We start from the raw sequence: 13,820 nt of genomic DNA, 5'->3' as shown, positions 1-13,820 counted from the left end.
CCACCGTGATTTCGGTGAGCGCGGTGACTTCGGCCGCCCGGCCTTCGGCAACCCCGCAAACATTCGTGGCGACCTCGGATCCCACGACCACGACCGATCCGGCGACCACAACGGCTTCGGTGACCACCCCGGCCACGGCCAGCCCGGCAACTGGGGCGGCCACCCGAACCCCGGCGGCCCCGACCACCAAGGCGACGGCCGACCAGGTGAGCCCGATCGCTCCCACGATCATGGCCGGCCTGGTGAGCAAGGTGGTCCCGGTGAGCACGGTGGGCCGGGTCAGCGTGGTGGCTCGGACGGGCATGGGGCTTCCGGTGACCATGGCCAGCCTGGTTGGCGTGGTGGTCCGGGTGAGCATGGTGGTCCGGGTGAGCATGGCGGGCCTGGTGTGCATGGTGGTCCGGATGGGCATGGTGGTTCTGGTGACCATGGGCAGCCTGGTTGGCGTGGTGGCTCGGGTGAACATGGTGCTCCTGATGGGCATGGTGGTCCGGGTGAGCATGGTGAGCAGGGTGGACCTGGCGAGCATGGTGGGCCGGGCCTGCGTGGTGGCTCGGATGGACATGGGGGTTCCGGTGATCATGGGCAGCATGGTGGGCCTGGTGGGGCGGGACAGGCTGGGGCGCACGGGGGTTCGGATGGGCACCGTGGTGTGAGCGGGCACGGGGATGTCGGCGGGCATGTGGCCGGTGGGGTCGGGACGGGTGCGTCCGTGGGGGTTGGGGCGCATGTCGGGGACGGGGCGCATCATCCGGATCAGGGGCAGCGGGGTGCGGGAGCGGCGGGGGAGCGGTTCGGGGGGAATGGGGTTGGTGGGAGTGAGGGGAACGCGGGCGGTGGTTTGCAGGAGCGGAGCGGACTGTCGGTCGGGGCTTCGGGGGCGAGTGGCGGCGGTGTTTCCGGTGAGGTGGGTGGACCGCACGGAGCGGGGTTGTCGTCCTCGCTGTCGTCGTCGTTGTCGTCGGGGGGCTCGCTCGGGGCGTCCGGGATGGGTGGCGGCGTCGGTGGGTTCAACTCCTCCGGTGTGAGCGGTCTTCATGCAGGGCAGGGGATTTCGGCTGGTATGGGCGCCACTGCGGCCGGGTCGAATGCCGCTGTGCCGGGCGCGGCCGTGTCGGGTGCGGCGGTGGCGAATGCGGTGGCGCCGGTGGCGGTGACGCCGGTGTCCACGGCTGTGCCGTCCAATGCCGCGGCACAGCCCATTTCGGACACGCTGTCGAAGGCGGCCGCGGTGCCGACGCCGGGTGCAGTTGCGAATTCCTTTGCGCTGACCAGTGGCTCGGTGCATCCGGTGGCCACCGCGCCGGCCGCCGATCTGGGCGCCCTCGGGAGCTCTTCGATCGGGCAGACGGCAACCCCGGGCGCGGATGCGGCTGGTATCCCTGCCCATTCGACGATCCCGGCTACGCCCGGCGGCGCGCCTGCGCTGACCACGTCGGGCGGCGGGACCGGACAGGTCGGCGTGTCTGCCAATGGCGCTGGAACGGCGACGCCCCCGAGCACCGGTGGCGGCTCGTCCACGAGCGCGCCGGGCGGCGCGGGCATCCATACGAGTGCGACCGCGCCCGGCGCGGATCTCGGGACCGGTGCCACCGCGGGGGTCGGAGCCGGTGCCACCGCGGGGGTCGGAGCAGGCGCCGATGCGGGCACGCACCCCACCACCGGGGCGACCGCGCCCGGTGCCGATCTGGGCGGGAGCGCCACCGGAGGCGCGGATGCGCACGCCGGCACCAACGCCGATGCGCTGCTGGCCGGCGGCGGGTCCACTCCCGCCCCCGCGCCCACGCCGGTGACGGCGGACTCCTCGCATGTGGCAACGACTTCCGTCGTACCGACCGCCGCGCCCGCCACCCCCGCGCCCGCCGCCGTCACCACGGTGCCCGACCACACAGCGGTCACGACGACGCCGCATCCGGTCGACCTCACCGCGACGGATTCGGGGGCGGTCGATCACAGCGGGTTGTCGGCATCCGGGGGCGGGCTGTCGACGGGGTTGACCTCGGACCCCGGAACCTCGTTGTCGCACAGTGCCGTCGACACCTCGCACCCGACGACCACCGGCGACATGCATCACTGAAACACCGTGACCGGTCCGCCGCGCCCGCACCCGGCGCGGCGGACCACCCGGCAATCTCCCCCATCGCATCGAAGGAGCAGGCAGTGACCGCGATCAGCACGGTCTTCGCGGCGAAGACCACCGCGGCGACCGACCCCATGACAGCGCTGCTGGACGAGCTGCGGTCGATGACCGACGGTCTCGGCCGGTCCGACCTGTCGAATCGCCTGATGTCGGCGCGGCAGCGGATCACCGATGCCCGCATGCGCATCCTCGTGACGGGGGAGTCGAAGAAGGGCATCAGCTCGGTGGTCAATGCGCTCGTCGCGGCCGACGTCTGCCCGACCGGCACCGCGCGGCCGGGGCGCGTCACACACCGGCCGATCGTCATCGAGTTCGGTGAAACCCGGACCCGCCGGTCCGGTGGCGCGGGCGATCCGGACGAGGTCACCGTGCCCGCGTCACTGCTCGCCGACGGCGTCGTCCTGATCGACACCCCCGGCGTGACCGGAACCGATTCCCGGCAGGCCGCCGCCCTGCTCGAGTTGCTGCCCACGGTGGACGCGGTCCTGTTCGTCTCCGACGCCAGCCAGGAGTACACCGCGCCGGAAATCCGCCTCCTGCAACAGATTCACCAGCTGTGCCCAATGGTCGCCTGCGTAATCAACAAGATCGACAGCTATGTGCGGTGGGCGGACATCCAGCAGGCGAACCGCAAACACCTCACCGATGCCGGCCTCGGCCTGCCGATTCTGCCCGTCTCCGCGAAGCTGCACATGATGTCGAGCCGGCTGGCCGATCCGACGCTCGAGGTCGAATCCGGGATACCGCAACTGGCCGACTTCCTCCGGACCCATGTCGTCGCCCAGGCCGACGCGGTGGTCCGCGACTCGTTCGCCAATGATGTCCGGGTCGTCTCCGATCACGTTGCGCTGACCCTGAACACCGAGATCGAGGCCCTGCAGGATCCCGCCCGCGGCGCGGAACTGGTGGACCGCATCCGGGTCGCCCGCGCTGCCGCCGAGACGCTGCGCAAGCGCACCGCCAACTGGCAGTACACGCTCGGCGACGGCATCACCGAACTCACCGTCGCGGTCGACCACGACCTGCGAAACCGCTTGCGTGCCTTGATTCGTGAGACCGACGAGGAGATTGCGAAGTCCGATCCGGCCCGGCACTGGGATGCCTTCGCGACGCGGCTCGACGACCGGATCGCCGAACAGGTCAACGAGAATTTCCTGCTGGCGCACAAACTTTCGGCCGATCTCGCTGCAAAGGTGGCCGAGAGATTCGCCGAGGAGGGCCGCACCCAGCTGCCGTCCCTGCCCGGCGCCGAAGCGGGCATCCGCGCCGACCACTGGGGTTCGCTGGAGGCATTGGAGAGCGGCAGAGCCGGCTTCGTCCAGCGCACCATCACCAGCGTGCGCGGCTCCTACGGCGGGGTGCTGATGGTCGGCCTGGCCACCAGCCTGCTCGGCCTGGCACTGGTCAACCCGTGGTCCATCGGCGCGGGCGTGCTGTTGGGTGCCAACACTTTCCGCGAGGACCACAAGTCACTGCAGGCGCGCCGGAAGGCGGAGGCCAAGGTGGCGGTCGCCAAGCTGATGGACGAGGTCGTCTTCCATGTCAACGACGAATCCAAGCAGCGGCTGCGCGAAGTACAGCGCATCCTGCGCGACCACTTCACCGCCCTGGCCGATGAATTGCTGCTGTCGGCCAACGAAGCCATGATGGCGGCCCAGGAGGCCGCCACCCTGCACGACGGTCAGCGTGCCGAACGGATCCGGCAGCTGGGGGCCACCTCCGAGCGGCTGCGCGAACTGCGGGTCCGGGCCGGGAATCTGGCCCTCACGCCGGGCGGCGCCTGATGGCCGGGCGGGAAATCACCGAGGCGCGGCAGCTGATCCGCGCGGCTCGCGGGCAGGTCGATCCGAGGTCGAAATGGGCGGGCGAACTGGCCGCCTGTGAACAGCGGCTGGACGAACCCTTGCGGGTGGCGTTGACGGGCACCCTGAAGTCCGGCAAGTCAACCCTGCTCAATGCCCTGATCGGCGACGAGATCGCCCCGACCGACGCGACCGAGTGCACCCGGGTGGTCACCTGGTTCCAGCAGTCGGCCGCGCCTCGCATCGATCTGGTCACCCGCGGGCAGCACCGGCGGATACCGGTGCTGCGCACCGACGGTCGCCTCACCATGGACCTGGGCGTGGCCGCCGACGCCGTCGAACGCCTGACCGTGAGCTGGCCGTCCGCCCTGCTCGATGACTACACGCTCATCGACACCCCCGGCACCTCCTCGAACTCACGTGATGTGTCCGAACGCACGCTCGCCCTGCTGGCGCCCGAGGAGGGGCCGTGCGAGGCCGATGCCGTGCTGTACCTCATGCGCGATCTGCGGGACGCGGATGTGCAACTGCTGCAATCCATTCACCATCGGATGACCCTGGGCGCCGGGCCGCTCGGCGTGCTCGGCGTCCTGTCGCGCGCCGATGAGATTGCCGGCGGCCACGGCGATTCGCTGGCCGACGCCCACCGGCTCAGCGCGACCCTGGCCGAGGCGCCGGAGCTGCGTGGCCTGCACCAGAGCTTCCTGCCGGTCTCCGGTCTGCTCGCCCTGCGCGGACAGACCCTGCGCCAGCAGGAGTTCCAGGCTCTGCGTGCCCTGGCGTCGATACCGCAGCACGGACTGGAGGCGGCCCTGGTCTCGGTCGCCCGTTTCGCCGCGCCCGAGACTCCGCTGCCCGTGCCCGCTGCCGAGCGTCGTCGCCTGGCCGAGGCGTTCGGCCTGTTCGGTATTCGGCTGTCGGTCGCGTTGATCCGTTCGGGCTGCCCGGATGCCCCCGCCCTGTCGGCGGAACTGATCCGCCGCAGCGGTCTCGGCGAGCTGCGCCGCACCCTCGAGATCCGATTCGGCCAACGCAACGAACAGCTGCGCGCGCATTCCGCGCTGGCGCGGCTCGCGCACATACTGGCGCGCTATCGGACGGCCGGGACGGCGGAGCTGGCAGACCGGGTATCGCGCTGCCTCGCCGACACCCACACGTTCACCGAACTGCGGTTGCTGTCGACCATTCGTTCGAATCGGCTCAGCGAGCCCGACCGCGCCCGTGCCGCCCGGGTCCTGGGCGGGGAAGGCATTGCGGCGCACCGTCGTCTCGGGCTCGCTCCCGACGCGAGCCCGGCCCAGTGCCGCGGCGTCGCCCTGCAGGCCATCCGCCACTGGCGCAACCAGCTGGAGAATCCGCTGTTGGATCCCCGCACCGCCGCCACCTGCCGCGCGGCCGCCCGTAGCTGTGAAGCCATTGTGGCCGCGAACAATTGAGCACGGGCCGCGCGCGTCCGTGGCGCTGACCACGCGGTGCCGTGCAGGTACATTCGAGGCGTGACGCTCGGTAAGGGGGAGTCGCGGGCGGGGCTGGGGCGGGTGGGTCCCGAGCCGTCGGCGCGGTGGGCGGGATTGGCCGCGCGGCTGCGGGCGGCGGTGCTGGACGCGCACGCCGAGGCGGTGGGCGCGATGGAGTCCACGGAAGGCGCAGTGGCGCCGGGGAATCGGGACCTGATCGAACTACTCGCCCTGCAACGCCGGATTGCCGTGATCGCCGAACAGCTGGACGCGGAGTCGGCAACCTCGTTCTCGCACAGCGAGGTGGCCGCGGTCTCGCTGCGCGAGGACGATTGGGCGTGGAGGTACCGCTCGCGGAGGGAAGGTAATGCGATGAGTGTCAGTCTGGCCAAAGGCGGCAATGTCTCGCTGTCGAAGCAGGCGCCGAATCTGACGAAGGTGGCCGTCGCCCTGGGGTGGGACGTACGCAGCACCACCGGAGCCGATTTCGATCTCGATGCCAGTGCGCTCGCCTGCGGGCCGAATCAGCGTGTCGTCTCCGACAGTCATTTCGTGTTCTACAACAACCTGCGGTCCCCGGAGGGCACCATCGAGCACACCGGCGACAACCTCACCGGTGAGGGCGAGGGCGACGACGAGGTGATCACCGTGGATCTGGCGGCCATGCCGCCGAGCATCACCAATATCTTCTTCCCCGTATCGATCTACGAGGCCGAGACCCGGCGCCAGGCCTTCGGGCAGGTGCGCAATGCCTACATCCGGGTCGTGGACGCCGTCACCGGGTCGGAGCTGACCCGCTTCGACCTCACCGAGGACGCCTCGACCGAGACCGCCATGGTGTTCGGCGAGCTGTACCGGCACGGCGCCGAGTGGAAGTTCCGGGCCATCGGACAGGGCTACGCCTCCGGATTGGCCGGTATCGCACGGGATTACGGGGTCAACGTCTAGAGGCGCACCGGGAGCGGCACCGGGCGCTTGGGCGCCCGCCGGTCACCGGAGGAGATGCCGCGCAGGCGGCGCATCACCCACGGCCCCAGCGCGGTTGCCGCCCACTGGAATTCGGCCGCGATCGAGCGCAGCGCCCCGTGCTCGGGCAGATCCGGGAGCAGCGGACGGGTCCAGGCGTCGTTCGCGCCGGGCAGCCGCAGGGCCTCGGCCACGGCGTCGGCGATGCGCTGGTGCCCGAGCGGGCTGGCGTGCAGCCGGTCCGCGTCCCACAGGCGGGGATCGGTCACCACGGCATGATGGCCGGTCTCGGCCACCAGTACCCCGTGCCGGTGGGCCGCCGCCCGCAGCCGGTCGTTGATCGCCGCGATCCGGCCGCGAATCGGCCGGGCCAGCGGAATCGTCTCGGCTACATCGGGAAAGGTCAGCGTCGCCACCACCGCGCCGGTGGCGGTGAGTGCGGCGAACATGGCCTCGACGTGCCCGGCGATCTCGTCCGGGTCGAAGTTCGGGCGCAGCAGATCGTTCATGCCGGCCAGCACGGTGGCCAGATCCGGGCGCAGCGCCAGCGCCGCGTCCAGCTGGTCGTCGCGAATCTGGTGGGCCAGCTTGCCGCGCACCGCCAGATTGGCGTAGCGCAGTTCGGGATTGGTGAGGGCGAGACGCTCGGCCAGCCGGTCCGCCCACCCCCGCAGGCCGGTCAGGTCGTCGCCGTCGCCCACGCCCTCGGTCTGACTGTCGCCCAGGGCGACGTATCGCGTGTACCTGCCATCGGTCATGGCGGATCGGCCTTTCGGTGACTTTTCGTGGATCATCCCAGGAAATCGGCCGGCACGGGGGTCGGGCCGAACTCGTTCACGAGCCCGCCGCTTGGCGTTCGGCCGCTGCTGCCTCCTGTTCGATTTGCGCGACGGCCTCGGCCTGGATCTGCTCGAACTGCGCGGCCATCGCCTCGGCGAGCGCCTGCGCGCCGGAGAGCGGACGCACCATCACCATGAACTCGTCGATCCGGCCGTCGGCGTCGAAGTGCAGGAAGTCGCATCCGGTGATGCGCTTGCCCGCGACCGTGGTCTCGAAGACCAGCGCGTGATCGCTGCTGTCCGCCGCGCCGATCTCCTTGATGTAGCGGAAGTCCTCGAACACCCGCATGACACCGCGCAGGATGGCCGCGGTGATGGCCTTGCCCGGGTAGGGCTTGAAGGCGACCGGGCTGGTGAACACCACATTGTCGGCGAGCAGGGCCGCCATGGCCGCCTCGTCACGGGCCTCGACGGCCTTGCGGAAGGGGTGCATGATTCCCTCGTTTCCTATAGTCAAATCATTGCCTACTACCTTCGAACAGTAGCGCGCGGCGCTTCAGGATGTCCAGGTCACAGGTATTCAATAAATTGACTATCAAAGAGCTGTTGAACCCGCGCGCGCAGCGGCCGCGCATCACCGGGCCAATAGACTCGCCGGGTGCGACATAGGCAGGCCGATGGCTCCATGGACCTGACGCAGCTGCGGACCTTCCTGGCCGTCTACCGGGCCGGGTCGATCACCGCCGCCGCGGGTCAGGTCGGCCTCTCGCAGCCGACGGTGACCACCCAGCTGCAGGCGCTGGAACGCCAGGTGGGACGGCCGCTGTTCGAGCGGCTGCCGCGCGGTGTCGCCCCGACCGCGGCCGCGCACGATCTGGCCGCGCGGGTGGCCGCGCCGCTGGACGCCCTGGAGTCGGTGATCGGCGACGGCTCCGATGCAGGCGTCGCAGCCGTGGAACCGCCCGTCCTGCTCGGCGGCCCCGCCGAATTGCTGGCCACCCTGGTCCTGCCCGGACTCGCACCGCTGGTCGCGGACGGTGTCCGGCTCGCGGTGAGCACCGGCCTGGCCGACGACCTGCTCGCGGATCTGCGACTCGGAAAACTCGACCTGGTCGTCTCGACCATTCGCCCGCGGGGCCGGACCGTGCTCGCGGAGACGCTCGCCGATGAGGAGTTCGTGCTGGTGGCGGCGCCCGAGGTGGCCGCCCGCGCGGATCTGGAACGCCTGCGCGCCAATGACTTCGGCGGAGTGCCCCTGGTGACCTACGCTCCGGATCTGCCGATCGTCCGCCGCTACTGGCGGCACGTCTTCGACACCCGGCTGGAAGCCGACCCTGGTCTAGTGATCCCGGATCTGCGCGCCGTCCTCGCCGCGGTGGTGGCGGGCGCGGGCGTCTCGGTGCTCCCGAGCTACCTGTGCACCCGGGAATTGGCCTCGGGCGCCATCGAAAAGCTCTGGGACCCGCAGGATGCGCCGATCAACACCGTCTTCCTGGCCCGCCGGGTGGGCGGTCCCGTCCGCCCGCACGTGGACCGGGTGCGCGCTCGCCTGCTTGCGGCCGCGCGCGAGTGGCACGACTGCCCGGACTGACGACAACGGCCCGGTTGGTCTGGAAGGAAACTCAACTCGCGGAGGTGCTCAGGGGCCGACGCCCCTGAACCCCCTACTCGAATCACGCCGTGTACTTGTAGAAGCCTTCCCCGGTGGCGATGCCGAGCTTGCCCTGGTCGATGTAGTTCCCCTTGAGCCACTTGGCGATTCGCTGGGCGTCCTCGTCGCCGTGGGCCATGATGTTGTAGGGCGTGGTCAGGCCGATGATGTCGAGGATCTGGAAGGGTCCCGCGGGCGCGCCGGTGCCGATGCGCCAGGTGTTGTCCACCGCCTCGGGCTCGGCGTAGCCGCCCTCGGCCAGGTTCATGGCCGCGTTCAGCAGCGGCACCAGCAGCGAGTTCAGGACGTAGCCGGCCTTCTCCTTGTGCAGCTCGATGGGCACCATGCCGATGGCGGTGGCGAAGTCCACGACGGCCTGGAAGACGGCCGGATCGGTGTCGGGGGTGCCCATGATCTCGGCGGTGTTGAAGTGCCACACCTGATTCGCGAAGTGCAGCGCCAGGAACCGGTCCGGGCGGCCGGTGAAGTCCTTCATGGCGCTGGGCAGCAGCGTGGAGGAGTTGGTGGCGAAGATGGTGCGCTCGGGCGCGAGCTTGCCCAGCTTCTCGTAGGTGTCCTGCTTGATGGCGAGCACCTCGGGAACCGCCTCGATCACCAGGTCGGCGTCGGCGACCGCCGCGGCCAGATCGGAACTCAGCGCGATGCCCGCCGCGGTCGTCTCGGCCTTGCCGTCGCCCGCGCCCGGCACCTGCTCGCGGTAGGTGGCGGCCAGCTTGTCGAAGCGGCCGCGCGCCGCGGTCAGCACCTCGTCGGTGATGTCGTACGCGGTGACGTCGAATCCGCGGAACGCGGTCTGGAACGCGATCTGGGAACCGAGAACTCCGGTGCCGAGCACGGTGACCTTGCGGATGTCGATGCTCATTGTCATTGCCTCCCTAGGGATGTGAAGGATCCAGCGATTATCTGTGCGATCTGCACCCGCAGATCCGCCATGGCGTCGTGGCCGGGATGCGCCCCGGTGGACGGTTGCACCAGCGCCAGGTGCAGGACCGCGAAGATGCTGCGACCCGCCAGCCTGGCCTGCTCTTCCCAACGCGCCGAGGCGTTTTCGTCGCCGGCCGGTGTGCCGATTCCGTCGCGGCGCGCGTCGGCGATGAGCCGCTCGGTGATCATGGACTCCAGCCCGGCCACCAGGGCCAGGCCCTCGGAGCGGTAGGTGTCGGTGGGTGAGCCGAACAGCAGCTCGCGCTGATAGACGATGGTGTTCTCGGGCCGCTGCTCGGCCGCGCGCAGGAGCGGGCGCAGCAGGGCCGTCACCGCCTCGACCGCATCGGTTTGTGTGCGGGCCGCCGCGGCGCCGTCCGCCAGCGCGGTACGTAATTCCTCGTTGTAGACCATCAGCAACAACTCACCCTTGGTGGCGGCGTAGCGGAACAGTGTCCCGGCGGCGATATCCGCCCGATCAGAGATTTGCTGAGTAGTAACTCTATCGAATCCGTGCTCGGCGAACAGGGCGGCGGCGGCCTCGAAGATGCGTGACTGCTTGTCGTGCATCTTGCGCTGGCGTCGGCCGACGTGCACCGGCTTGGCCTGCCTGACCATCGGACACCTCCAGCCCGGATCATAAAACTGAGTGGACTCAAAAATGAGCGTACTCCGAGTTATAGGTTGCGCAACCCAGCTGGGCTGCCGGATCCGCGTGGACCGCCCGCCGGAGTTGCGGTACGGCTCATCGGCCGCGTAATCCGTTACCGCGCAGTGTTTTCGGCATGGCTGTGTAGTTGTTCTCGAGCCGGCCGGGTCTGCCGGGCGTATGTTGGTCGGATGGCCACGCATCTCACCCACTGGGGCGTTTTCGAGGCGCGCAGCGACGGGGACCGGCTCACCGCGGTGCGACCCTGGCGAGGTGATCCGGAACCCACCCCGCTGATCGAGAATGTGGCCTCGGCCCAACATCATCCGGCACGCATCTCGCAGCCGTACGTGCGAAAGGGCTGGCTCGAGAACGGTCCAGGACCCGCGGCGCGCGGCGCCGACGAGTTCGTGCCGGTGTCCTGGGACACCGCGCTGGATCTGCTGGCCGGTGAATTGTCCAGGGTGTACCGCGAATTCGGACCGACGGCGGTGTACGGCGGTTCCTACGGCTGGGCCAGTGCGGGCCGATTCCACCACGCGCAGAGTCAGGTTCACCGCTTCCTGAACTGCCTCGGCGGGTATGTCTCGCACCGCAACAGCTACAGCCTGGGCGCGTCGACGGTGTTGCTGCCGCACATCCTCGCGGATATGGGAACGATCATGTCGCGCGCAACGACGAAATCGGTGCTGGCGGAGCATTCGAGGCTGGTGGTCTCGTTCGGGGGACTCTCGCCGAAGAACACAGCCGTGGCGCCGGGCGGAGTCTCGCGGCACAACGGTCGCGGTTGGATCGAGACGGCGCGGGAGAACGGCTGCCGGTTCGTCACCGTCTCGCCGCTGCGCGACGATATTCCGGCCGAAGCGCACGCCGAATGGATCGCGGCCCGGCCCAGCAGCGATACCGCCCTGATGCTCGCCCTCGCCCAGGTGCTGGACGCGGAAGGCTTGGCGGACAACGCTTTCCTGGACCGTTACACCGTCGGCTACGAGCGCTTCGCCGGCTATCTGCGCGGCGCGGCCGACGGCGTCGTCAAGGATCCGGAGTGGGCCGAGCCGATTACCGGTATTGGCGCGGAACAGATTCGGACGCTGGCCCGGGAGATGGCGGGCACGCGCACACTGGTCACGGTGAGCTGGTCGCTGCAACGCGCTCGATACGGCGAGCAACCGCTGTGGCTCGGCGTGGTCCTCGCCGCCATGCTCGGCCAGATCGGTTTGCCCGGCGGCGGATTCGGCCACGGCTACGGGTCGGCCGCGAATGTCGGTCTGGCCGTGCGGCTCACGTCGCCGCCGCGCCTGCCCCAGGGCGTCAACGGCGTCGATGACTTCATTCCGGTCGCACGCATCGCGGACATGCTGCTGAACCCCGGCGCGCCTTACGAATACAACGGCGAGCACCGGACGTATCCGACTATCCGGCTGGTCTACTGGGCCGGCGGCAATCCTTTCCATCACCACCAGAACCTGGCCCGGCTGCGCACCGCGTTCGGCCGTCCGGACACCGTGGTGGTGCACGATCCGTTCTGGACGGCCACCGCCCGGCACGCCGACATCGTGCTCCCGTCGACCATGACGATCGAACGCGACGACTACGGCTCCGGCGAGGGCGACCGCTTCCTGTTCCCGATGCCGGCCCTGACCCGCCCGCACGGCGAGGCCCGTGACGACTACTGGATGTTCGGCGAGCTGGCCGAAAGATTGGGCTTCGGAAAGGAATTCACCGAGGGGCGGACAACGCCGGAGTGGCTGCGCCACCTCTACGACGAATGGCGCGAGCGGCTGCACGACCGCGGTCACGAGGTGCCGGACTACGACTCGTTCTGGGCCGGGGAGTCGATAGACCTGCCGATCGAGGCCGAGGAGCACATCGCGTTCGCGGACTTCCGGGCCGACCCGTCGGCGCACCCGCTCCGGACCCCGAGCGGCCGGATCGAGATCTTCTCCGAGACCATCGCGGGCTTCGGCTACGACGATTGCCCGGGACATCCGGTCTGGCTCGAGCCCGACGAGTGGCTGGGCAGCCCGCTGGCGGCGCGGTTCCCGCTGCAGCTGGTGGCCAACCAGCCCCGCACCAAGCTGCACAGTCAGCTGGATGTCGGTGCGCACAGCCAGTCCACGAAAATCTCCGGCCGCGAACCGGTCCGGCTGCATCCCGCCGACGCGGCCGTCCGCGGCCTCGCCGCGGGTGACATCGTCCGGATCTTCAATGACCGCGGCAGCTGTCTGGCCGGACTGGATATCAGCGACGCGGTACGTCCCGGAGTCGCACAGCTGTCGACCGGCGCCTGGTACGACCCCGACCCGGCCGAACCGGCCTGCTGCCGCCACGGAAACCCGAACGCGCTGACCGACGATCGGGGCACCTCCCGCCTGAGCCAGGGCTGCACCGGTCAGCTGTCCCTGGTGGAGATCGAGCCCCATACCGGCCCGGTCCCGCCGCTGACCGTCACCGGCCCGCCCGCGATCACCGGTTCCTGAGCCCATTGTTCGCCGTGAGGGCCTCGATCACGGTGCGAGCCGCATTGGACGGCGTGCGCTGGACGGCATGGCCGACGCACAGTTTCCAGGGCAGCGGCCGGGGTGCGAATTCGGAGTGGGGCACGCCGGGGGAGAGCAACGCGACGGACTTCGGGATGAGGACCATCCCGAAGTCCTTGGCGGCCAATTCCAGTGCGAAGGCCTGGTCGGCCACCTCGATCACGGGAACGCGGCCCGGAAAAAGCTCGTCGGCGATGGTTCGGATGCCCCAGCCCGGCGGGAAGTCGATGTAGCGCACGCCGTCCAGGTCGGCGGCCCGGAACGGACGCCCCGCCAGCGGATGGTCCGGCCCGGTGCAGAGCACGAGGGTCTCCTCGGCGATGAGATGCGTGGTGATGCCCGGAAATTCGCTGCTCATGCCGGCCAGCAGCGCCAGCTCGAGCGAATTGTCGCGCAGCCCGGCCACATTGCCCGCGACGCCGGAGATGCTCTGCCGCATCTGCAGGGTCACCGCCGGAAACCGCTGGTGCAGTTGGGCGATGATGCCCGCCAGGTCGAAATTGTGGATGTTCATGAGATTGCCGACGACCACCTCGCCGCGGATCTCGCCGCGGGCGGCGTCGATGGCGTCCACGATGTCGCGCCGGGCGCGCAGCAGCGTCCGGGCGGGAGCGACCATGGCCCGGCCCGCCTCGGTGAGCTCCAGCGTGCGTGGGGTGCGGTCGAACAGGCGCACCCCGAGTTCGTGTTCGAGCTTGCCGACGCTGGTGGAGACCGCCGATTGGACCAGGTTGAGAGCGCGGGCCGCGGCGGTGAAGGACCGATGGTCGCAGCAGGCCAGGAAGCATTCGATCTGACGCAACTCCATGCTCCGAGCCTACCGATGCCATCTACCTCAGCGATGGCAGTATCGAAAACCATCGCTTTTGTTGATCGATCGCCGCATCCAAC

The 13,820-nt window shown here is 69.7% G+C and carries 11 protein-coding genes and 1 pseudogene; 6 read left to right on the top strand and 6 right to left on the bottom strand.

Annotated features, from left to right (window positions below; genetic code table 11):
• Nucleotides 1–922, bottom strand: a pseudogene (locus ACFXN1_RS39750) (hypothetical protein); the annotation flags it as partial.
• 141 nt (nt 923–1,063) lie between these two features.
• Between ACFXN1_RS39750 and ACFXN1_RS39745 the strand changes: the two are divergent.
• The 4 genes from ACFXN1_RS39745 to ACFXN1_RS39730 all read left to right on the top strand — a co-directional run bounded on the left by ACFXN1_RS39745 (nt 1,064) and on the right by ACFXN1_RS39730 (nt 6,347).
• Nucleotides 1,064–2,077 (top strand): hypothetical protein, encoded by a 1,014-nt coding sequence (locus ACFXN1_RS39745; RefSeq protein ID WP_379440571.1) that lies wholly within the window; start codon nt 1,064–1,066, stop codon nt 2,075–2,077.
• Nucleotides 2,078–2,160: 83 nt separating this feature from the next.
• Nucleotides 2,161–3,924 (top strand): dynamin family protein, encoded by a 1,764-nt coding sequence (locus tag ACFXN1_RS39740; protein ID WP_379440570.1) that lies wholly within the window; start codon nt 2,161–2,163, stop codon nt 3,922–3,924.
• Complete coding sequence (locus tag ACFXN1_RS39735; RefSeq protein ID WP_379440568.1) at nt 3,924–5,378, top strand: dynamin family protein; 1,455 nt, start codon at nt 3,924–3,926, stop codon at nt 5,376–5,378. The genes ACFXN1_RS39740 and ACFXN1_RS39735 overlap by 1 nt, the downstream gene beginning before the upstream one ends.
• Before the next feature lie 393 nt (nt 5,379–5,771).
• A complete protein-coding gene (locus tag ACFXN1_RS39730) occupies nt 5,772–6,347 on the top strand; it encodes a TerD family protein (protein ID WP_379440582.1) in 576 nt (191 codons plus the stop codon).
• Here the strand turns inward: ACFXN1_RS39730 and ACFXN1_RS39725 are convergent.
• On the bottom strand, nt 6,344–7,123 hold the full coding sequence (locus ACFXN1_RS39725) for an SGNH/GDSL hydrolase family protein (protein WP_379440567.1): 780 nt from the start codon (nt 7,121–7,123) through the stop codon (nt 6,344–6,346). The two genes, ACFXN1_RS39730 and ACFXN1_RS39725, sit on opposite strands and share 4 nt — an antisense overlap.
• Before the next feature lie 76 nt (nt 7,124–7,199).
• Nucleotides 7,200–7,637 (bottom strand): nuclear transport factor 2 family protein, encoded by a 438-nt coding sequence (locus ACFXN1_RS39720; RefSeq protein WP_379400539.1) that lies wholly within the window; start codon nt 7,635–7,637, stop codon nt 7,200–7,202.
• Between the two features lie 165 nt (nt 7,638–7,802).
• On the opposite strand from ACFXN1_RS39720, the gene ACFXN1_RS39715 reads away from it, so the two are divergent.
• Complete coding sequence (locus ACFXN1_RS39715; RefSeq protein ID WP_379440565.1) at nt 7,803–8,735, top strand: LysR family transcriptional regulator; 933 nt, start codon at nt 7,803–7,805, stop codon at nt 8,733–8,735.
• An 82-nt stretch (nt 8,736–8,817) separates the two neighbouring features.
• Here the strand turns inward: ACFXN1_RS39715 and ACFXN1_RS39710 are convergent, their stop codons facing one another.
• On the bottom strand, nt 8,818–9,678 hold the full coding sequence (locus ACFXN1_RS39710; protein WP_379440564.1) for a 3-hydroxyacyl-CoA dehydrogenase: 861 nt from the start codon (nt 9,676–9,678) through the stop codon (nt 8,818–8,820).
• 2 nt (nt 9,679–9,680) lie between these two features.
• A complete protein-coding gene (locus tag ACFXN1_RS39705; protein WP_379440562.1) occupies nt 9,681–10,358 on the bottom strand; it encodes a TetR/AcrR family transcriptional regulator in 678 nt (225 codons plus the stop codon).
• A gap of 222 nt (nt 10,359–10,580) precedes the next feature.
• Here ACFXN1_RS39705 and ACFXN1_RS39700 point away from each other — a divergent pair, with 222 nt between their 5' ends.
• On the top strand, nt 10,581–12,869 hold the full coding sequence (locus ACFXN1_RS39700; RefSeq protein WP_379440561.1) for a molybdopterin-dependent oxidoreductase: 2,289 nt from the start codon (nt 10,581–10,583) through the stop codon (nt 12,867–12,869).
• Here the strand turns inward: ACFXN1_RS39700 and ACFXN1_RS39695 are convergent.
• Nucleotides 12,856–13,737: a LysR family transcriptional regulator gene (locus tag ACFXN1_RS39695; protein WP_379440559.1), complete on the bottom strand. Its 882-nt coding sequence runs from the start codon at nt 13,735–13,737 to the stop codon at nt 12,856–12,858. The genes ACFXN1_RS39700 and ACFXN1_RS39695 overlap by 14 nt on opposite strands.
• Nucleotides 13,738–13,820 lie beyond the last annotated feature (83 nt).

It is taken from the genome of Nocardia sp. NPDC059154 (genome assembly GCF_042755705.1).
Lineage (GTDB): Bacteria > Actinomycetota > Actinomycetes > Mycobacteriales > Mycobacteriaceae > Nocardia.
This window is presented reverse-complemented; position numbering and strand designations above follow the sequence as displayed.

Excerpts from the sequence above, each read along its gene's own strand:
- ACFXN1_RS39745 (WP_379440571.1), top strand. The coding sequence starts at position 1,064 with ATGGGCGCCACTGCGGCCGGGTCGAATGCCGCTGTGCCGGGCGCGGCC.
- ACFXN1_RS39735 (WP_379440568.1), top strand. The coding sequence starts at position 3,924 with ATGGCCGGGCGGGAAATCACCGAGGCGCGGCAGCTGATCCGCGCGGCT.
- ACFXN1_RS39730 (WP_379440582.1), top strand. The coding sequence starts at position 5,772 with ATGAGTGTCAGTCTGGCCAAAGGCGGCAATGTCTCGCTGTCGAAGCAG.
- ACFXN1_RS39725 (WP_379440567.1), bottom strand. The coding sequence starts at position 7,123 with ATGACCGATGGCAGGTACACGCGATACGTCGCCCTGGGCGACAGTCAG.
- ACFXN1_RS39720 (WP_379400539.1), bottom strand. The coding sequence starts at position 7,637 with ATGCACCCCTTCCGCAAGGCCGTCGAGGCCCGTGACGAGGCGGCCATG.
- ACFXN1_RS39710 (WP_379440564.1), bottom strand. The coding sequence starts at position 9,678 with ATGAGCATCGACATCCGCAAGGTCACCGTGCTCGGCACCGGAGTTCTC.
- ACFXN1_RS39705 (WP_379440562.1), bottom strand. The coding sequence starts at position 10,358 with ATGGTCAGGCAGGCCAAGCCGGTGCACGTCGGCCGACGCCAGCGCAAG.
- ACFXN1_RS39700 (WP_379440561.1), top strand. The coding sequence starts at position 10,581 with ATGGCCACGCATCTCACCCACTGGGGCGTTTTCGAGGCGCGCAGCGAC.
- ACFXN1_RS39695 (WP_379440559.1), bottom strand. The coding sequence starts at position 13,737 with ATGGAGTTGCGTCAGATCGAATGCTTCCTGGCCTGCTGCGACCATCGG.